This is a genomic window from Aquimarina mycalae (assembly GCF_029906345.1).
Taxonomy (GTDB): domain Bacteria; phylum Bacteroidota; class Bacteroidia; order Flavobacteriales; family Flavobacteriaceae; genus Aquimarina.
Genome location: NZ_JARYGY010000006.1, coordinates 377,954 through 399,739 on the forward strand (window position 1 = coordinate 377,954; position 21,786 = coordinate 399,739).

The 21,786-nt window shown below is 32.5% G+C and carries 12 protein-coding genes; 5 read left to right on the plus strand and 7 right to left on the minus strand.

The genetic code is table 11. The features are described 5' to 3' along the window. Positions 1 to 190: 190 nt before the first annotated feature. Positions 191 to 1,618, minus strand: a complete 1,428-nt coding sequence (locus tag QBK95_RS16220; protein ID WP_280935597.1) for a DUF4832 domain-containing protein — start codon at positions 1,616 to 1,618, stop codon at positions 191 to 193. A 369-nt stretch (positions 1,619 to 1,987) separates the two neighbouring features. Here QBK95_RS16220 and QBK95_RS16225 point away from each other — a divergent pair, with 369 nt between their 5' ends. Beyond that, on the plus strand, positions 1,988 to 4,900 hold the full coding sequence (locus QBK95_RS16225; protein WP_280935598.1) for a response regulator: 2,913 nt from the start codon (positions 1,988 to 1,990) through the stop codon (positions 4,898 to 4,900). Position 4,901: 1 nt separating this feature from the next. On the opposite strand, the gene QBK95_RS16230 is transcribed toward QBK95_RS16225, so the two are convergent. Beyond that, positions 4,902 to 5,687: a sugar-binding protein gene (locus QBK95_RS16230; protein ID WP_280935599.1), complete on the minus strand. Its 786-nt coding sequence runs from the start codon at positions 5,685 to 5,687 to the stop codon at positions 4,902 to 4,904. Positions 5,688 to 5,933: 246 nt separating this feature from the next. Further along, positions 5,934 to 8,219: a starch-binding protein gene (locus QBK95_RS16235; protein WP_280935600.1), complete on the minus strand. Its 2,286-nt coding sequence runs from the start codon at positions 8,217 to 8,219 to the stop codon at positions 5,934 to 5,936. A gap of 1,355 nt (positions 8,220 to 9,574) precedes the next feature. On the opposite strand from QBK95_RS16235, the gene QBK95_RS16240 reads away from it, so the two are divergent. The 4 genes from QBK95_RS16240 (at position 9,575) to QBK95_RS16255 (ending at position 15,140) form a co-directional block, all read left to right on the plus strand. Next, positions 9,575 to 10,981, plus strand: coding sequence for a tetratricopeptide repeat protein (locus QBK95_RS16240; protein WP_280935601.1), 1,407 nt, complete (start codon positions 9,575 to 9,577; stop codon positions 10,979 to 10,981). 198 nt (positions 10,982 to 11,179) lie between these two features. Continuing rightward, positions 11,180 to 13,015: a helix-turn-helix transcriptional regulator gene (locus QBK95_RS16245; RefSeq protein ID WP_280935602.1), complete on the plus strand. Its 1,836-nt coding sequence runs from the start codon at positions 11,180 to 11,182 to the stop codon at positions 13,013 to 13,015. 525 nt (positions 13,016 to 13,540) lie between these two features. Beyond that, on the plus strand, positions 13,541 to 14,281 hold the full coding sequence (locus QBK95_RS16250; protein ID WP_280935603.1) for a hypothetical protein: 741 nt from the start codon (positions 13,541 to 13,543) through the stop codon (positions 14,279 to 14,281). Positions 14,282 to 14,393: 112 nt separating this feature from the next. After that, positions 14,394 to 15,140: a hypothetical protein gene (locus tag QBK95_RS16255; RefSeq protein ID WP_280935604.1), complete on the plus strand. Its 747-nt coding sequence runs from the start codon at positions 14,394 to 14,396 to the stop codon at positions 15,138 to 15,140. Between the two features lie 694 nt (positions 15,141 to 15,834). On the opposite strand, the gene QBK95_RS16260 is transcribed toward QBK95_RS16255, so the two are convergent. From QBK95_RS16260 to QBK95_RS16275, 4 genes are read right to left on the minus strand one after another with little or no spacing between them, the layout of a single operon-like run. Next, the gene (locus QBK95_RS16260) at positions 15,835 to 17,646 is read right to left on the minus strand and encodes an acyl-CoA dehydrogenase FadE (RefSeq protein WP_280935605.1); all 1,812 of its coding nucleotides are present in this window, start codon (positions 17,644 to 17,646) and stop codon (positions 15,835 to 15,837) included. A gap of 28 nt (positions 17,647 to 17,674) precedes the next feature. Then, the gene (locus QBK95_RS16265; protein ID WP_280935606.1) at positions 17,675 to 18,865 is read right to left on the minus strand and encodes an acetyl-CoA C-acyltransferase; all 1,191 of its coding nucleotides are present in this window, start codon (positions 18,863 to 18,865) and stop codon (positions 17,675 to 17,677) included. A gap of 14 nt (positions 18,866 to 18,879) precedes the next feature. Beyond that, positions 18,880 to 21,285, minus strand: a complete 2,406-nt coding sequence (locus QBK95_RS16270; RefSeq protein ID WP_280935607.1) for a 3-hydroxyacyl-CoA dehydrogenase/enoyl-CoA hydratase family protein — start codon at positions 21,283 to 21,285, stop codon at positions 18,880 to 18,882. Positions 21,286 to 21,302: 17 nt separating this feature from the next. After that, positions 21,303 to 21,758: a MarR family winged helix-turn-helix transcriptional regulator gene (locus QBK95_RS16275; RefSeq protein WP_091408787.1), complete on the minus strand. Its 456-nt coding sequence runs from the start codon at positions 21,756 to 21,758 to the stop codon at positions 21,303 to 21,305. Positions 21,759 to 21,786: the final 28 nt, after the last annotated feature.

The window sequence follows — 21,786 nt, forward strand, 5'->3', positions numbered from 1 at the left end:
TTTCCTGAAATATACGCATTATTTAAATGTGGTTACTTTTTCTATAAAGATAATAGAGGAAGAAATAAGTATGAAGATGACCAACTCACTTAATTGTATCAGTTTTAATAATTCTATGTTTTATAATAATATAATTAAAAACTAGGGGTAGTATATTTTTGGTTTAGTTATGCTATATTAGAATGAAAATTTATTTGACATCCAAGGAACCTAAAATGGACCAACCGCCTTGCAATACATTTTGATCATCCCAATATCCATTGATGACTTCAAGTTTATTAGAAAATAGAATATAAGTATTTCTGGCATCTAATCCCCAAGCAGTGTCTTTGACTGTATCTGCTTCTGGCTGAATGATTCTAATTCCTAATCTGTAAGTACCTGTATTGATATTATCTAATGAATTATTTAGAGACTCTACTACCGTTGAGCATTCTGCAACAAATTTGGTTAAATCAAAGTTTAAATCATACGTATTCACTGGGTTATCGTTTTCATCTAGAAGTGCTAATTGTATATCCCAATTATAATACATAGCGGCTACACCAATATTACTTGCACTAATATGTACATCAAGAGTTTCTTCTTGGAGGATTGTTTCTGGAAACGCTACTTCATTGATTTGATAATTATATCCCATTTTTCGATGCATCTTCATAAAACCTTTGCAATTGGTACTGTTGGGATTACTATCACAAGGGTTATCTGAAGCTTTCATTGTAGAATAATGCCCATTCGCAATGATATCAATACCACTAGATGTAGTGTACATTTTATCAAGAAACGGTTGATTGTTTTCAACATCTGGAGGGAGTTCTCCTCCAATTGGACCTTGTAACCATTTTGCATTTGAGGAAACTGCTTCATCAAATTCATAACTATGATCTACTGGACCAAAATAATCGTTATGATATCCGATTCCGATTTCTTCTTTTAAAGGATTTCGCATTGGATAACGTCCCATGATTTTTTTGTCACCAACATTGGATTTATAAGCATCAATGACCTTGGTTGTGGCTGTCTCACTAAAATCGTATGAAGGTTCATACCCAAACGTATGCCATTCTCCCCAATATCCTAACATACCAATTTGAAATACATAAATTCTAGGATCATTTTTATAATGATTTACTAATGCTTTGATAGCTTCTGATGCTTCTTTTATATAATTAGGATGATTAAAATCGGTCATGTATTTACCATTATCACTTTGTAATTTGGGCACTTTTGATTGATTGTATAACCATTCTGGGCCTGCGTTATTAGGATCGTTTTGAATGCCCCACCAATCACAGTACAATCTTATAATTAGATGTCTTCCTTTGCTTCCTGGTCGTGCTAGTACCTCTTCGACGGCATCAAATTTAAAAGTGCCATTTGTTGGTTCAAAATCTTTCCATTTTAGATACTGAAAACCAACAGAAGCATGTGCATGATCTTCCCACCATCCAGTATTCCACCCTTTAAGTGGATTCTTGTCAGGACCTTCTGTTTTTTCATAGGTATGCTTTGTAAGATTACTTGCGATATCTAACTCTTCGCATTCTTCGCAACTAATAATAAGAGTTGCGATCATAGTAACTAATAATGGTAGACAAACCATTTTCATTTTGTTCATAGTTTTCATTTTTTAAATTATTGTATGATTGGGTTAACGTTATTATGATTTTCATATTTTTTTTAGTTCCATGCAAAACCAGACAGATGTTTACGAAATCGGACATTTTGATCAAAAATGGTATTATCTAGATAACCGCATCAATCATTAACTGTAACAAATATTGGGTTTGAGGATTACTTAGAAGCAATATGAAAATAATTTGGGGAGTAGTTTTATGTTGTGTTAAAAAGAGGATTGCTTTGTTTTTTTTGAAAAATTCACAAAAATATTTGCATTTTAATGCTAAATTGTGAGAAAAGTGAAACAATAAAGCTGTAGGTGTTTTTTCAATTTTACCTACCACGTATACTATATTAGTAATTAGATATGATAGAAAATAGTGTTTTAACCAAAAGGATAGTAGCCATATGGATGTTATTTTTTATAACTGGTGTTTTTGGTCAAAAACATAATACTTCTGATACTAATCAATTAAAGCTAAAGAGAGGTTTATCTGTCAAGCATCGTGTAGAATTGATGACCTATATGCAGAAATTGGATACTGCTACTAATCGTATAGATCGTGCTGAAATCAGCAACGATATTGCCGAAACTTATATGAAAGCATCCTATTATCTAACTACACCTAGGTATGATAGTGTACATTATTATGCTAACAATGTTGTTTCTTTAACTAAAAATGATACCAGTACAGTAGCCCGTCAACATTTTTTTTTAGCATTAAATCGATTAGGCACTACTTATTCTGATTTAGGAAATATTTCTAAAGCGTTGGATTATTTTAATAAGGTTTTAAGTATGACCGAAAATTTGTCTAATCCTTCAGATTTCTACAAGATAAGGCAAGCGGCTACAACAGAAACGGCAATTATTTATGCGGCTCAAGAAAACTTTAAATTGGCAATTAAGAAATATCAGTCCTTATTGACACATGTTGCTAAAAATTCAATTGACAAAAAGAAGATATCTTCTATAGTGTATATGAAATTAGCTAGTTTCTACAAAGAAACCAATAACGTAGATATAGCACTGGAATATGCTCATAAAGCAGTAGAGGTAGCATATACTAATAAATTACCTTTTAGAGCTGCTATGGCGTATTTAGAAATTGCATCTATAAAATTGAAGTGTGGAGAATATAAAGTAACTGAAATGTTTTTGGAGGATGCATATGAAATACTCATAAGTAGTCCAGACTATACATCTTTACTTTCTAAATATTATAGACTTAAATCATCGCTGGCTGCTAAGTATGATGATATTCCTAAACAGGCACTCTATGCTGAGAAAGCTTTTGATTTATTAAAAAATCGAGAGTTTTCTTCAGAACAAATTATAATAGGAAAGCTATTATCAGAAGCGTATAGAAAATTGGATAATTTTGAAAAAGCTTTTGAAGTATATGAAAACACAGTAGCTCTTGAAAAAAAGATTACTAATAATGAAGAAATTAGAAGAAGTTCGTTGTTAGAAATTCAAAGAAGAGACAACAAAATTGAATTTGAACGTAAACAAACAGAATTAGAACAGGCCAAAAGTAATATAAAAAGCATTATTATAAGTGTGGCAATGTTGTTTTTAGTAATGGCGGCTATTGCTACATTTTTTATTCTGAGGGATAGAAGAAAAAAAATTAACCTAGCTGCAGTAATTAAGGAAAAAAACGAACAACTTAAAGAATTAGATCTTGCAAAATCTCGTTTTTTTGCCAATATTTCGCACGAATTGCGAACTCCACTTACCTTAATAGGCGGTCCTATAGAGCAAGTGTTGAGTACATCTAACATAGCTGATGATCCCGATACCAAGTCTAAACTTCAGATAGTTAAGGATAATGCAGACTCTTTGAGAATACTTATTAATGATATTTTAGATTTATCTAAACTTGAGGCAAAGAAGCTAACATTACATGTACATCCTGTTAATTTGCAAAATTTCATAAGCAAGATTTCCAACAAATTTGCAGTATTAGCCGAACGAAATGATATAAAATTTGATGTTGATTTTGGGGAATTAAAAGAATATCAAGCATCAATTGATGCTCCTAAGTTAGAAAAAATACTCAATAATATACTATCGAATGCATTTAGGTATACACCAGCTAAAGGATCCATTAGCCTGAATGCATCTTTAGAAAAGCAAGCTTTAAAAATTGTGATTACGGATACTGGGAGAGGGATTTCAGAGAAAGATGTATCCCAAATTTTCGACCGTTATTTTCAAAGTAATGATCCTGATAAACCAGTTGATGCAGGTTCGGGTATAGGATTATCGCTGGTTAAGGAATTAGTAGATTTAATGGAAGGAGAAATTGGAGTGCAAAGTAGGCAAGGAGCTGGGAGCACTTTTAAATTAAAAATACCAGTAAAAGAAGTTAATAGCCAGATACAATTAAAAGAAACCAACGTAGCCGTCGAAGAAGAAATCATATCTCTTGATCACCTAGAACTATCCACAGTATGTAGCAAAAAAGAACATATTATTCTAATTGTAGAGGATCATTTGGGTATGCAACAATACATCGCATCCATTTTAGAAAAACGTTACAATTTAGTTTTTGCTAATCATGGAGAAGAGGCTTTAGATAAACTCAAAAACACGAAGGTAGATTTGATCATATCTGATATTATGATGCCCGTAATGGATGGATATACGCTGCTAGAAACTATTAAACAATCGGACGTGTACTTTGATATACCAGTTATTATGCTTACCGCCTTATCCGAAATAAATCATAAATTAAAAGTATTGACGATAGGAGCAGATGACTACCTTACTAAACCTTTTGTTGCAGAAGAACTTTTGGCAAGAGCGCATAACTTAATGGATAGATATGATAGTCGAAAGGAGTTAAGAAAAGATCCTTTAATAACTGATGATGAGGTTTTAGTATCGCATGTAGCATATACTGATGAAAAAATACAATCGACGCCTTTGACTAGTCGTAAGCATAGTAAAGTTGATATCGAATTAATCGAAAAAATTGCAGGGATTATTGAAACCAATATTGAGGACCCAAATTTTAAATTAACAGACCTTACTAAAGAATTGTATTTGGGAGAAAGACAACTTAGAAGAAAAATAAAATTGATCACAGGACTTAGCCCTAAAAAGTTTCAACAAGAAATTGTACTTCAAAAAGCGAGAACATTATTAGAAAATGAAACCTATGAAAGCGTTAAGGCAGTAGCCTTATCCGTAGGGATGTCTAATGTTACTCGTTTTAATAATCTCTATGAAGCTAGGTTTGGAAAAAAAACCTCGACATATTTTGTGTAGGTTATTCTTTTAGTACGATTGTACCAAAAATGTCTGCATTGATCCAACCTTGATTTTTATCCTCTCCAGGAACGAAAACAGATCCCATGAAATTTTCTCTTTCTTTACTGGTGTCATTGTCGTTGTATGCAATAGCGAATCCTATTTTTTGATTTTCAGAAAGTACCACAGCATCATTAGTTTTTCCTTCTTGATATGTGTCATCATATACAATTAACTCAAATTCCCATACAGTAACATCTCCATTTGTAATACGTTTTGTGGTTACATGATTATTATAGAGCACAGGTTTCTTTTCTGCATCAAGATCGACTACATTACCATCTAAAGCAACATGATATGCAAACGCATTGTTATTGTATTGATGTTCACCTCCAGAATTATCTGCATCTATAAATATTTCTACACAATCATCATCCCACCATAATTTTAAAGGATCTTTATGTTGGTCATATAATATATCATCTTTTATTTCTACAAGAATATACAACGCCTCTGGAGTCCAGGTCATTTTATACCGACCTAAAAAATCCTTAAAATCAGGAAATTCGCCAATCCAGTTTTGATCCATAGGATACCATTGAGTTTCTTTCCAAATTGGATCATCCATATTTCCGTCAACGTTTGGTGTTATTTCCGCTTTTTTTATTTCACGGATTTGGTGATCTTTTTTTTCTTGTTGCTTATCAACTTTTTGTTCTGAGATATCTGCGACTAGTTTTTGAGATTTTGTTTTCTCTTCTTTTTTACAGCCAATTGTGAAGCTTACTAATGCTATTAAGATCAAATTTTTTATACACATGGTACTTGTGGGATTATTAATTTTACTTTCTAAAAGGTTGGTAAGATATTAAAAACAACTACCTTTTTTTGAACCATATGCTAAAGTTAAGATTTTGTAAAGTTAATAAGGAAGTGTTACCAACATAAAATAGCTTAAAAATAAAAGCGGTCGTTTTGTGCTAAACGACCGCTTTTGTTGACTAACATATCAATTTATGATATAATTAAAATAATTAGGGACAAAAATTAATTATTGTTTTATAATTTTTAATCTCTTTAGTTTCGTTCCATTTAATTTTATCGTGTAAAAATAAATACCTTGTTCACCCATATCGTTCCCCTGAATATCAATAGTTTGATTTCCAGCTTGTGTATTTTCGCTGTATATGGTTTTGGTCTGCCCTAAAATATTAGAGATCGATACTTCTAAGACTCCATTTTCAGGTGTTGTTAAAGAAAGTGTACCTCGATCTTTAATCGGATTTGGCCAAATAGCGATATTACTTTCTATTGCTGGAGTACTCTCTTTATCTAGGTTATCGGCTAATTGCATTGCTCTATTCGAAGGGCAATTGTTAGTACAGTCGTTAGACCAGGTTCCTGTTCTTTTGCCGTTACTGCTGCCAGTAACTCTAAACCACCCATCAGTACCTCTGGTTAGATCAACCGTTTGTTGACCATTTCCGTTATTAAAAACTACACCAACATTGTTAGCAGATACTCCGCTAGGTAATGTAAACGATTTTCTACACCAAGAAGTACCACTCAAATTATTCATGCTTACTCCAGGCCATCCTGCAGTACCTGATAGGGTTTGATTGGTGGATTTGTTATACAAATACATATTTGTATTATTACCCCATCCGCCACCAGGCTTTTGAAAATTAAGTGTTACATCATTAGATGTTCCAGAACCGTCACAATCACTAGGGCAATTATCTGTCCAGGTATTATTTCGATACCAGCCATTTGTGCTTCTGGATAAATCATCGGTTTGATTATTTCCATCATTAAAGATAACTCTAAGATTATTGGCAGATATACCAGCAGAAGGAGTAATAGTAAATGAATACCAATCTGTTCCAGAAATATTGGTCATATTGTTTCCTGGCCATCCACTAGTTCCAGGAAGTGTTGCATTAGCTCCAGCATCAAATACATAGGCATTGATATTGGATCCCCAACCAGACGGTTTAAAGAAATTAACAGTATATGGAGGTACTGTTTCTCCACCACCTGTATTTCCACCTTGTGTCCATACCGCATAATCTGTACCTGAGGTTTGTAATGTCCATCCACTACCATTTGGAGACCAGTTTCCAGATCCTAATTTCATGGCTAATGTTCCTGATTTTCCATCTATATATGCTGCATATAAATCTCCACGAGCTTCGGCAATACTAATCGTTGATCCAGAATGTACTCTTACACTTTTTCTTGCTGTAATAAGATCTTTAATTGCGTTTTGCACTCCTGATCCTCCATCAAAAAAGTGTGTCCAGAATACCATTGGATTACCTGGATGTGTTAAGATATATGCATATCCTTTTCTAAGATTGGTTTCTCCACCAGGAAATACATAATTAGATCCACAACATTGTTGTGCAAAACCAGTATCGTGATTGTCTAAAAAAGTAACCGATTTAGATGGATTAATCCCGATCATTCCAGAAGGTCTTCCTTGTCCATCTCTTAGATATGAAAGGTTATTATCTCTAATTGCATTTTGCAAACTTACTTTGGTGTTAAAATCAAAAGCAGAAGAAGATTGTTGTGTTCTATTTACAAAATTATTGGTCTGTACTCTACTACTTTCTAATAATTCTCCTACTGCAAAATAAGGATTAGTAGCATCATTATATTCTTTGTTGTAAATAGGATCATACCCATGAACAAAATCGTATCTCCATCCGTCAAAACCTATATCATTTTTTAAGAAGAGCATCCAATTGATGATTTCGGCTCTAACAGCTGGATTTTTATGATCTAGATCCCTTGCAGCGGCAAACCCTCCGCTAGAACCATCAGACTTAAGATCAAAACCTGGAACAAAATCTCCATTAATACTAAACTCTACTGGTCCATTAACAAAATCTCTTCCTTCATCATCTGCAGTGATATAAAATGTAGGCCAGGCAGGATTTGTAAAAGTGACTGCGTCATTAGAACCAACTCTATGATTGATTACGATATCACTGATTACTTTCATACCTAAACCGTGATATTGATTAATTAATGTTATCAATTGGTTTTGAGTACCATACGCACTGTTTAGATTGTTTAATTCTCTAGGTAAATACCCTTGTGGAGCAGCTGAATTACTTGGTGGTGGCATCCAGATAACATCTATGCCTGCATCATCTATGGTGTTTCTTACACTAGAAACAACGTTATACCAAGTTTGCCCAGCTGGTTGATTTTGTACGTTCCAGTCAAATGCCTGAAACATGACATCCTCATCTTGAGCCTGCAATCCAATAAATGGCAAACAAAATAATAAGCTTACTAAGATTCGTAAAAAGTTTTCTTTTTTCATTGTGATAAATTTTTAGTTCTGTCAAGAACAATTTTATGTATTAAGTGAGTTTGTGTCCTCGCAAATTTTCGTTTACAAGAAATCATAAGAATCTGAAGAAAACAGTGTAGAAATTATGAGAAGCCATGGATAATAATGAAGAAGTAATTCTACTGACAAAGAATTAAAACTGACTATTTTTTGTTGTAAACGGATTGTAAGTACTGATTTTAGTATTACATGATTACAATGATAAGGTGATGACGACTATAAATACGTGTATAATTTTTTCAGAAAATTTAGTTTCAAAATTAATTTCTCCTATTAAGAGATAAGATTACATAATAAATAAGGTGTAACTAATGTAGCTCAAACAATGTTGAAATTTTCGGAGGAGGTGAAATTGATTTCATAATTCATAAGTTTTAGTTTGTAAAAGTGTTTCCTGTGTTAAATTTCTACTAAGTTATTACGAAATATTCAATTTTGCTGTTTTAAGATGTTACTACAACGTTTTCGTGTTGATAAATTCTTAAGATTTCACATAATATATTGAAAAACAGGATATAATTAACAGTTGTTTATAGTTTTTAGACATTATTTAGTGTATAGATAAATGTTATTTGGATTTTTTTGTGAGCTACAAAACGTTTTAGTTAAGTATATGAACGAAAACTTTTTAGTATGTGGCTATAATGGAGTTTTAGAGTGAAGACTCAATATCTACAGTACTATTCGAAATGTTTTTTTGTATTTCTTTATTATCTTGAATAAGCTGAAATATTAGAAAACACAAAAAGATAATGACTAAAATTATAATTCCTTGTACGGTTTTCAATAATTTATTTTGGTTAATCATATGCTTATAGTATTTATTACTCTTCAATATCGAGTAATTCACTCTAAAAATGAGATTTTGTAGGTCAACAAAAGGTATACAAACGCTATTGTTAATAGAAATATGTGTTTTAGAGGAGTTCTTGAAAATTATTGTTATTATAATTGTATCTTTTAATAGAATGTTTAGTTATTCTAAAATTACTAGTCTAAAGGATTTCTTGTTTTAAAAACTAAAGTGAAATAATTAGCAAAAAAAATACTAAGAACATTATCTTCTATGCCTTGTTTTGTAACCTATAAACGAAAATATCTTGTTATCATTATTTTTTTGTTTCCTATCCTATTTATAGCACAAACCAAACCAATAGAACAACATAAAAAAGAGATAGATAGTTTAATTCGTAATGTTGATAGACATTTTGATACCCCTAAACCTTTGCATACTATTCTTAAAAAAAGCGTGAATAGTAATTATCTGTATGGTCAGAGTAGAGCAAACAGTTTTTTGAGTATTCATTATAGAAAGCAGGATCAATTTGATAGCGCTTTCCGAAGAATATAATAAAGATATTGAATTACATAATCACTATAATGCAAAAGGTAATATCTATTTAGAAATGCGTCAATATAAAAAAGCATTGGACTATTACCAGAAGGTATATACGTTTTGTAAGAAACAAGATCAGGAGAAGTTTATTCCAATGATCAGGACAAGTATGCTTAACATCGCCAAAGTGTATAGCAATCTTGGGGATTATGAGTTAGCCCATCAATATTATATGGAAATTATTGAAGAGATAAATCTGAATCCCTCTACAGAAGGTTTTGCGAATATTCATAGAAGTGTTGCTTTGAACTACGAAAGACAAGAAAAAATTAGTGAAGCAATTCAATGGATTCGGAAATCATTGCATTTAGCTGATATGTATAATCATAAACGTTTAGGAAATGTAATGTTAGTGGATTTATGTGATTTTTTAATACAAAATAAAGAATATCAAGAAGCAAAAAAGATATATGATAAGGTGGATGAGAATTTTAAACAATGGAATAAAAATTTCTATTTAGGAAAAATTTATGCTGGCCTTAATACGATGGATAAGGCTGAAATAGAATTTGTTAAATCTATAGCGAATAGTAATGATATTAAAATTACAAAGGAAGCCATTTGGGAATTATCAGAGATATATCTTACAAAGGATATGTTTAAAAAAGCAATAGACTATAAAGATCGATATTACAAAATTACTGACAGTTTAACTATCCAAAGTAATAAGGTAATCATTAGTAATAATGAGGCAGCTTATAAGTTGGTCGAAGAAGAACTTACGAGCAGTAAATTAAAGACTGAAAATGAATTATTACAGGCTACAAATAGGCAACAAAAATATGTCGTTATCGGTGCTATTGTTCTTTCATTAATTGGTATTTGTTGTATGTTTCTGCTATTCAAAAATATAAAAACCAATAGGGAAGTAAAGATATTGAAGGAAAAAGAGAAGAAGTTGTTGGAAGACAAGGTAAGATTAAGGGAGAATGAGTTGAATACCCTTGCGATGACCATAACAGATCGTCAAAAAATGTTGACGGATATTAACAGAGATATTAAAAATGTTAACGGTTCTCTTGAAACCTTAGGTATTTTAAGGCATAAGTTAAGGAAATTAGAGTCGTCTGGAGACCACATTTCGATGATTACAGAGCGGATAGAATCCCAATATCCTAATGCAGTTTTTAACCTTAAAGAAAGACATGATTGGTTATCTGATACCGAAATTAAATATTGTTTATTAACGAAATTAAACTTATCACTCAAGGAGACTGCTAATATCCTTGGAGTAACCGCAAATACAGTAAAAACTAGCAGAAGCCGAATTAAAAAGAAAATGGAAATTCCAAATGGTATTTCCTTTAAAGGCTATTTAGAAGAAATTTTAGTTTAAAATAAACGGCCTTTCTTTAGCCAAAATATAATTTCTTAGGTTAATAAATGGTATACAGGGTTTTGGTAAATCATTGATATTTATATATATACGATTTTTTTGTTAAGACCTAATAGTATGGATAGGTGTTATGAGGAGGATTTTTTTATACCTTGAAGTAACCAACTTAATGATACTTTTTAAAACCCTAAAAGTAGTATGTATATTAACAAAACTCTGATTAGTACAATTACCATACAAAGACTTCGAGTTTTTTTCTTATTCGTGAGCATTGCGACAAACACAATTGATGTTCTAGCTTCGGAAAAATTACTTTTTTTGGAATCTCATACTATTTTAAGAGATAGTTTACAACAACCGAATAGTAGTAAGAAAGAGCCTCTTTTTAAAAAACAAATAGAACGAATTAAAGATTCAATTGTAAAGATTAAGAACTCCATAATAGATGATCACAGCAATGCTACAGCGGATAAATACAGAATGATATCGAGATTATCTAAAAAAGCAGGACTGAGTGATCAAGAAGTAGATATAAATGGAGCATTAATGTTCCATTATTATGAATTAAAAGAAAGAGACAGCGTATTTAAATACATTCGTGTTATTAAGAACAAACTTCAAGACATAGAAAATAAAGAAGAAAGTGTGTCCGAGAAAAGAATAAGATGGTATCTTAATCTTTCTTATGTTATGAGTTCATATTATGGATATACGCCAACAGTCATAGAATTTTATGAAAAAGGATATGAATTATCATTGCAAAAAAAATACTGTCGAGGTATGATTTGGACGCAGTTAAGAAAAACTGATTTGATTCTGGAAAATAACCCAACTAAAGAAGAGCTAAATAAAGAATTAGAAGATATAGAATTATTAATGCAGGAGCATTGGGAGGATAATATCCATCATCATACAATGTATCGAATCATGTCCAGAATTTTTCTAGCCCAAAATGACTATAAGAAGGCGGAAGAATGGGGCCTAAAATCATTAGATCCTTTTAATAGTTATAGAAATGGATTAGGCATTATTTCATTAAGTAAAGTTTATTTTCAAAAGGGTTATGAAGATAGGGCACTACAACTTATAAAAGAAGCCATAATTTGCCTACAAGATTCTATCGCTTATAAAGATACTTTGGGAGAGGCTTATTATTATAATTTTATATATCTAAAATCAAAAAAAGAAAATATCAATGCAATCATATCTATTAAAAAAGCTATTGATTCTTCTTTATCATTGGTAAAACAAATTAGATATATTGATGAATTAATAATCTTTTTGCGGGAATTAAATCAGCTTAAAAAAGCACAAAAGTATGAAGTTGAAAAACAAGAATTATTCGCTACGTTCGCAAAAGTAGATATTCTTAATAATGGAGAGTTTTTTGTTTTAAAAAAGAATGAAAAAGATATGAGAATATCTAATGCATCCCTAGTGTATCAAATCAAAAACAAAAACCTAAAACAAAACGCCTTGATTTTCTTAATTTTAATCCTGTTGATAGTTGGTTTTTGTTTTTATAAAAAGGGAAAGCAGGAAAGATTAATATCATCTGATATTATATCAACAAAGTCTGAAGAATGGAAGAAAGAAATACAGCGACGAGAAGATGAATTGCAACTGGTAACCATAAAAATAGCTGATAGAATAACCAGACTTAAAGAACTAAAGTACAAAGTAGCTAATATAAATACATCCGATCCTAACATAATATATCTAAATCAACAACTTAATGAATTAATTAAATCAGGAGAGCATATAGAAGAAGTTAGAGATCGATTAGTAAAGCAATATCCAGGAATTGTGAGGATGTTGCGAAAATTGCATCCAACATTAACAGATACCGAAATTAAGTATTGCTTGCTTACAAAGCTTAATTTATCCATAAAAGATACTGCAGAGATATTACATGTGGCACCTACCACAGTAAAGCATGCAAAGAGTATGATAAAAAAGAAAATTGGATTTTCTAAAGAACTTTCTCTTAAAAACTATCTTCAACAACTTTTTGAAGAGAAAGAGATGGTTTGAAAATATTTGATTCAAGTGTTTTGATAATTTTTCTAAACGAATTACCCTTGAGTATTATAATTATCCAGTGTATATAATTTCTTATTTCTGAAATCATAACTCATCACTAATACTAATTTTTTTAAACAGTTTCTTATAACCTATTTCCTGTTATAAAAATAAGACGGTTTTATCTTCTGAAGTATTCTCGGAGAAATTCTTAGTAAAATATTTTTTAGTTATACAAGGAAATTAAGAATCAGCAATTTTTATGGAACAAGGATATGTATTATTGTTTTGATTTATAGTGGTTTAGTGATGTTAACAAACCTTTTGCAAACCTGTTTTTTTCAGATTCAAACCTTTTACAAACCTTATTTTTCAAGGCTTACAAAGGGCTTTTTATAGTTTTAGAGGGTAATAATTAACTATTGTTTAACTCTAAAAAAAGTGAATTTATGATTAAAAAAAAATGAAAGACTACTTAAATAATAAATAGTAGCAACGCATGAATATTTTTAATAATTAAACTTAAAATTTTTTAAAATGAAAAACATATTAACATTAATTGTAATTTTTTGCATAGCAATAGGTACTGTTAGCTGTAGTAAAGAAGAAGAGTATACTTCTCAAGTTAGTAAAGAAGAAATTCAGGAATTTGCTTCGAAAATGATCCAAAATGAAAATTTTATGGAGATAAAAGCTTACTCAAGTACAATATTCACGTTGGTAAATCCCCAATTTAATGGAGAAGCGAGTAAAAATGTAACATCTCTTTCGGATAGGGTAAATGAAGCAATTGAAAAAAATGCTGATTCTGATGATATGTCATCCATATCAAAAGCACTAGGTGTTAATGAAATCGCTCTGGAAGAATTAAATGAAGAAGTATATAAAAAATATAGTGCATGGTTAGAAACGGAAGAGGGGCTTTGGTATGAGAAATTAAATGGTGATCAAAAGATTGAATTGGGCAACTTACTAAACCAAAGTGAAAGCTTTAATGATAAACTTCAATCTGTTAGTAACCATCAATTACAAGAATTGTATGGACATAGTAAGTGGAGTTTCTCTTCTATTGGCAAGTGTACAGCTGCTTATTATGGTTGTATTTTTGTTTCTACAGCGGCTATCGAAGGGCTGGAATATGCAGTTTGTTTTGCAGTAGGAGGTCCTGGTTTAGCTTTTGCCTGCACAGTAGGAGCGGCTGTTGTATTATCTGAATCTCAATTTTTGCAAATAGAATGTTCCAAATTGTTGGCTCGCTGTTCTGACCCACATTCATAGGTGGATAATAGAATAGATTAACAAAGTTAAAATCTAATTAAATAATAAAACTACTTGATTACATAATTTAACATAAATCGTAATTGAGAAAGTTGCTAAAAAATAATAAGTCATGAATTTTATAAAAAAAACAGGTATAATATTGTTTATCTCGTTACTAGTATTCACTTCATGTAGTAAAGAAGATCTAGAACTAGATACTACTGAAACAGCTGATTTAATAGATAACTCTTACAGCTACTTATTAGATGAATATTCGAAAGTCATATATCAAGATAATGAATATACAATGAGAGAAGTTTTAACGGATGCTAAATTATTTGAAATATATGAATCTACTACAGGTACCATTGATGAAGAAATAATTGATGAGAACGGAAATAGCCAATTTGTATTGACTATTTTAGATGACGATCAAGCAGATACATATAGATCAAAAGTTAAGAGAAATAAAAATCTTGCCTATAGAAATCTGCTAAAACCTGAAGTTAAGTTAGCCAAAGAGAGAGCTGCGATTGGTATAATATTATTTGAGAGAAGAGATTGGGACGGTGAGTTTTACCATGTAATTCGTACAGAGAGTTCTTATGAAGGACAATGTGAAGAGGATAAAAAAAGTCAAATTCCAAAATTAAATGATAAAATTTCTAGCATGGTAGCAGCTGCATCACCACATGATGGTAAACATAGTCGCATTAATATGTTTCTTCATGAGCATAGAGATGGTAGAGGTAGACATTATTTTCATCGATTTGATTATAATCATAATGCTGATCTTGTGCATTGGGATGATCGTATGAATGAAAATAATATGGAGGATAAGATATCCTCTTATAGAATTGATTATTGTAATTTTTAATAATTTCATTCTTTAGGATATTAGAATAAAAAAACCGTCTTTTCCATTTATTTTAGAAAAGGCGGTTTTTATGAGTCAATTGTCCCGTCCTAAAATAGCGTTACACAAAAATGTTATTTATGGAATTAAAAAACTTAAATAAGGGGATGTATTAATTTTTAACCATTAGGTTTCCTTTCGGAAATGGAGCTTAATCTACAACCTGTTTTTTTAGAATGGCTATTACCAATAACTCATTAGTGTCAATTTTTTAGCCCGTCCTACTTCATGACATAAAGACATATAATACATCAAAAAAAGTAAGTAACTAAACTATATTATGCATATGAAAACAGAAACGTAATCAAAGAAATAAACTCCTACTATTTTAGAAATAGAAGAAGTTTTACGTAAGGGAATGGTAGTATAATGTGAACTAAATACGTTAGCCTCACTTTATTAAAAGTAGTATCAACTCATATTTCTTGATACCTGCATTTGCCACAATTTATGACAATCCTTTAGAAGTAGATACCCAATTAAAAGCATTATAAAGTAAAACAGATACAGAAATGATTTTTAAAATAATATATATTAGATAACCTCTAAATTTGTTTTTTGCCCCAAAAAAACCGTCTTTCCCCAACAGAAAGACGGTTTCTTAAATCAAAATTAAACAACTTTCTAGTTTAATGCCATAGAAAGGGCATAATCATTATGAGAAGCAGTATCCGTTTTCTGCAGATACTTTATCAGCAATCTTGTTTCTTAATGCAACAACATTTGGTTGGTTTGCATATTTAGTGAAACGCTTAAGTCCCATTAGCATCATACGTTGCTCATCACCTTCAGCAAAAGAAACGATTCCTTCTTTTCCTTTTTTGATCACAATATCTACAGCATTGTATAAGTATAATTGAGACATAGCAATCTGAATTTCCTGAGAATCTTCTCCAAAACGCTTCGCATTTTTTTCTGTACGTAGAATCGCAGATTCTGCCATATAGATCTCTATTAAAATATCAGAAGCAGCCATTAATAATTGTTGGTGCTCTTCTAGTTTAGGACCAAATTTCTGCATTGCAGCTCCTGCAACCATTAAGAATACTTTCTTCATTTTTGCAACGATCTCTTTTTCTTCTGCAAATAAAGCAGAGTAATCAGGAGTGTCGAAAGAAGGGATACCTGTTAACTCATCAGCAACTTTCATAGCGGGACCTAAAAGATCTACGTGACCTTTCATTGCTTTTTTAACAAGCATACCTACCGCTAACATACGGTTGATTTCATTAGTACCTTCATAGATACGAGAAATACGTGCATCTCTCCAAGCAGATTCCATCGGAGTATCTGCAGAGAATCCCATTCCACCAAAGATTTGTAATCCTTCATCTGCAGTGTTTTGTACATCTTCAGAAACAGCTACTTTAAGGATAGAACACTCAATCGCGTATTCTTCAACTCCTTTAAGTTCAGCTTCCTGATGAGAGTTTCCTTCCGCTTGACGGATAGCGATTCTATCTTCGATATTTTTTGCTGCTCTATAACTTGCAGACTCATCAGCATATGTATTTGTAGCCATCTCTGCAATCTTAGATTTGATAGCTCCAAAATTCATAATTGGAGTTTTAAACTGAATACGCTCATTAGCATATTTAGTAGCTTCGCCAATTACTCTACGTTGTGCATCCAAACAAGCAGCTGCTAGTTTAATACGTCCAACATTTAATGCATTCATTGCAATCTTAAATCCGTTACCTCTTTCTGATAACATATTTTCTACAGGGACTTTAGTATCACTAAAGAATACCTGACGAGTAGAAGAGGAGTGGATACCTAATTTCTTTTCTTCATCACCTAAAGTAATACCATTAGAAGGATCGTGCTCTACAATAAATCCTGTAATATTTTTATCATCCTCGATACGAGCAAAAACAATCATTACATTACAGAATCCAGCATTAGAGATCCACATCTTTTGACCAGAGATCAAATAATGTGTTCCGTCGTCAGATAAAACAGCTTTAGTTTTACCAGAATTGGCATCAGATCCAGCACCAGGTTCTGTTAAACAATATGCACCCATCCACTCACCAGTAGCTAATTTAGAAACATATTTTTTCTTTTGTTCTTCATTACCATATAAAGAGATTGGCATCGTACCAATACCTGTATGAGCTCCAAAAGCAGTACTAAAAGACCCAGTTGCTCCAGAAATATAATCACATACTAGCATAGTAGAAACAAATCCCATTCCTAGTCCATCATAAGCTTCTGGTACAGCAACACCTAATAATCCAAGCTCTCCAGCTTTTTTCATACATGCTTCTGTATAATCATAGTCTTTTGATTCGAATTTTTCCCAATGCGCCCAAAGCTCACGATCTACGAACTCTTTGGTACTATCACGCATCATTTTTTGCTCCTCAGAAAAATCTTCTGGAGTAAACACATCTTCAGCCTTCGTTTCTTTGACAAGGAACTGTCCTCCTCTAAGAATGTCTTTGTTTATAGTTTCTGTACTCATTTTTTTATATTATCTCTATCGTTTCTTCTTAATTCAAAAATTCAAAAATACCAGCAGCACCTTGACCTGTACCTACACACATGGTTACCATACCATACTTGCCTTTCATATCACGTTTGCGCATCTCATCAAACAATTGAACAGAAAGTTTGGCTCCAGTACATCCTAGTGGGTGTCCTAATGCAATGGCTCCACCATTAACATTTACAATATCTTGATTGATATTTAGTTCTCGCATTACTGCCAGAGATTGAGAAGCAAAAGCTTCATTAAGCTCTATAAGTTCAATATCATCTTGTTTTAATCCTGCTTGTTTTAGTGCTTTAGGAATCGCTTTTACGGGTCCAATACCCATAATTCTAGGTTCTACACCAGCAGCTGCATAGTTCACTAATCGCGCAATAGGTTCAAGATTTAGTTCTTTTACCATATCTTCACTCATAACCATTACAAAAGCAGCACCATCACTCATTTGAGATGAATTACCTGCGGTTACACTTCCACCAGCTTCAAAAACAGGTCTTAGTTTTCCTAGTACTTGTTTACTGGTTCCTGCACGAGGACCTTCATCTTTAGTGACAGTATAGGATTTAGAAGCTTTTTTTCCGTTCTCATCAACATAAATTTGTTCTACATTAATAGGAACGATTTGATCCTGAAAACGATTTTCAGCTTGTGCTTTTAACGCTTTCATATGAGAATTATAAGCAAACTCATCTTGATCTTCTCTAGATACGTTGAATTGGTGTGCTACAGCTTCTGCGGTATTACCCATTCCCCAATAATAATCTTCGTGACCAGACTTAGCTAAATCATAATTTAATTCTGTTTTATAACCTGTCATAGGAACGGAACTCATGCTTTCTGCACCACCAGCAATAATACAATCTGCCATTCCAGCTTGTATTTTTGCAGTAGCCATACCTATAGTTTCGATTCCTGAAGAACAAAACCTATTTACAGTTACACCAGGTACATCGATCGACTCTAATCCCATTAATGAGATTAAACGTGCCATATTTAGACCTTGAGATCCTTCTGGCATTGCATTACCAACAATAACATCATCAATTCGACTTTTATCAAGTTGAGGTAGCTCTTTCATCATATGCTGAATAGTTTCAGCTGCTAACTCATCGGTTCTTTTAAATCTGAACACGCCGCGAGGTGCTTTTCCTACAGCTGTTCTATATGCTTTTACTATATATGCAGTTTTCATTTCTTTTTCTTTTTCTAGTTTCTTAACGGTTTACCTTTCTTAAGCATATGTTCAATACGCTCTAGAGTTTTGCGTTCTGTACATAAAGACAAGAAAGCTTCTCGTTCTAGGTCTAATAAATATTGCTCTGTAACTAAGGTTGGTTCTGATAAATCTCCACCAGCCATAACATATCCTAACTTATTAGCTATTTTATGATCGTGTTCTGAGATATACTTACTAGCTTCCATAGAGTCAGTACCTACTAAGAACATTCCTAGTGCTTGTTTACCAAGTACTTTTACATCTTTGCGTCTTACTGGTTGCGTATATCCTTGTTCTGCCATTAATTTTGCATATGCTTTGGCAGTAGCAATCTGGCGATCTTTGTTTACTACAACAATATCTTTTCCTTTCTGTAACAAATTAGTATCAAATGCTTCATATGCAGAAGTTGATACTTTGGCCATACCGATGGTTAAGAAATGTTCCTGAAGAACATTAAGCTCTACATCATCTTTTTTGAAAAGGTCTGCAGCTCTTAATGCCATTTCTTTGGATCCACCTCCACCAGGAATTACACCAACACCGAATTCTACTAATCCCATGTATGTTTCTGCTGCGGCTACTACTTTATCAGCGTGTAGTGAAATTTCACATCCACCACCTAATGCCATACCGTGAGGTGCAACAATAGTTGGAATTGATGAATAGCGCATACGCATCATAGAATCCTGGAAGTATTTAACAGCCATATTCAATTCATCGTATTCTTGCTCTACAGCCATCATAAAAATCATCCCGATATTTGCTCCTACAGAGAAATTAGCGGCTTGATTACCTACAACTAATCCCTGGAAATTTTTCTCAGCCATATCAATAGCTGTGTTTAATCCCGCAAGTACATCTCCACCGATGGTGTTCATTTTACTTTGGAACTCTACATTAAGGATACCATCACCAAGGTCTTCTACAACAACACCACTGTTTTTGAAAACTTCAGAGGATTTACGGATGTTATCTAAGATGATAAATGCATCCTGTCCAGGAACTTTTACTTGTTCTTTTTTAGGAATATCATAGTAATTAGTAGCTCCATTTTTTACTGTGTAGAACGAAGTGCTTCCTGAAGCAATCATATCATTAACCCAAGCAGCAGGTTCAAGTCCTTCTGCCTTCATCATTTCTATTCCTTTTTCTACACCAATAGCATCCCAAATCTGGAAAGGACCGTGTTCCCAACCAAAACCAGCTTTCATTGCATCATCTATCTTATAGAGATCATCTGTGATTTCTGGAATACGATTCGAAACATATGCGAATAACGCAGCAAAACTTTTACGATAAAATTCACCTGCTCTATCTTTTCCAGCAACTAATACTTTAAAACGATCTACTACCTTATCAATAGTTTTGGTCATTTCTAGAGTAGCAAAAGAAGCTCTTTTACCAGCTCTATATTCTAAGGTATCTAAGTCAAGAGAAAGAATTTCTTTTTTCCCTTCTGCAGATACATTCTTTTTATAAAAACCTTGCTTTGTTTTACTTCCTAACCATTTATTCTCCATCATTGTGTTAATAAAAGCAGGAAGCTTAAATAACTCATGACGTTCATCATCAGGGCAATTATCGGCAATACCATTAGCAACATGTACTAAAGTATCTAATCCTACTACATCAACTGTACGAAAAGTAGCAGATTTAGGACGACCGATTACAGGACCAGATAGTTTATCAACCTCTTCAATAGTCAAGCCCATATCTTTTACCATATGGAATAAGCTCATAATACTAAAAATTCCTATTCTGTTTCCAATGAAAGCAGGAGTATCTTTAGCTACTACCGAAGTTTTTCCTAAAAATTGTTCTCCATACCCATTAAGGAAGTCAAGTACCTCTGTAGAAGTATTTGGTCCAGGTATGATTTCAAATAATTTAAGATATCTAGCAGGGTTAAAGAAGTGAGTTCCGCAGAAATGCTTCTGGAAATCTTCGCTTCTTCCTTCATTCATAAATTTGATAGGTATACCAGAAGTATTAGAAGTGATTAATGTTCCTGGTGTTCTGTGCTTTTCTAAGTTTTCGAAAACTAGTTTTTTAATATCCAGTCTTTCTACTACAACTTCGATAATCCAATCTACGTCTGCTACTTTTGCGATATCATCTTCCAGGTTTCCTGTAGTGATACGATTTGCAAATTTTTGACTATAGATAGGAGAGGGTTTGGATTTAAGAGCGGCGGTTAGTGAATCATTTACTAACCTGTTACGAACCACTTTACTTTCTAGTGTAAGGCCTTTAGCCTTTTCTTTGTCGTTTAATTCTCGAGGAACTATATCTAATAATAGTACTTCGACGCCGATGTTAGCGAAATGACATGCAATACCGGAGCCCATAATTCCTGAACCAACGACTGCAACTTTTTTAATGACTCTTTTCATTTTTTAACTTCTGGTTGTTAAGATGTTATAGATTCTTTTTTTGTGTAAATTTTCTTTGTTGCTATGAGATCATTAATCAATTGAAATACTTCTAAAAAAGTATCTAATTTTTCTTTAGAAACATGCTTTCTTACGGCATGATCAAAAGTAAAAACTACGTCTTTTGAAAAATTCCTCATTTCTACTCCGAAAGGGGTTAGATATATTAATACGCCACGGCCATCCTGAGGATTCTTCTTTCTAAAGATCAATCCTTTTTCTTCCATGGTTTTTAATGTACGTGATAAACTAGTTGCCTCCATACCCATTTTAGGGCCTAATGAGGTAGATGGGGTTCCGTTTTCAGGATCAATACTAATTAGTGCAAATCCTGTAGCCATTGTGCTACCTTTTTTTCCTGCTTCTTCATTATACATTTTGGCAACTGCCATCCACGTAGCACGAAGTGCATAATCAATCGTTTTTTCTCTCATTCAGAAAATTTATTATGACGTAAAGGTA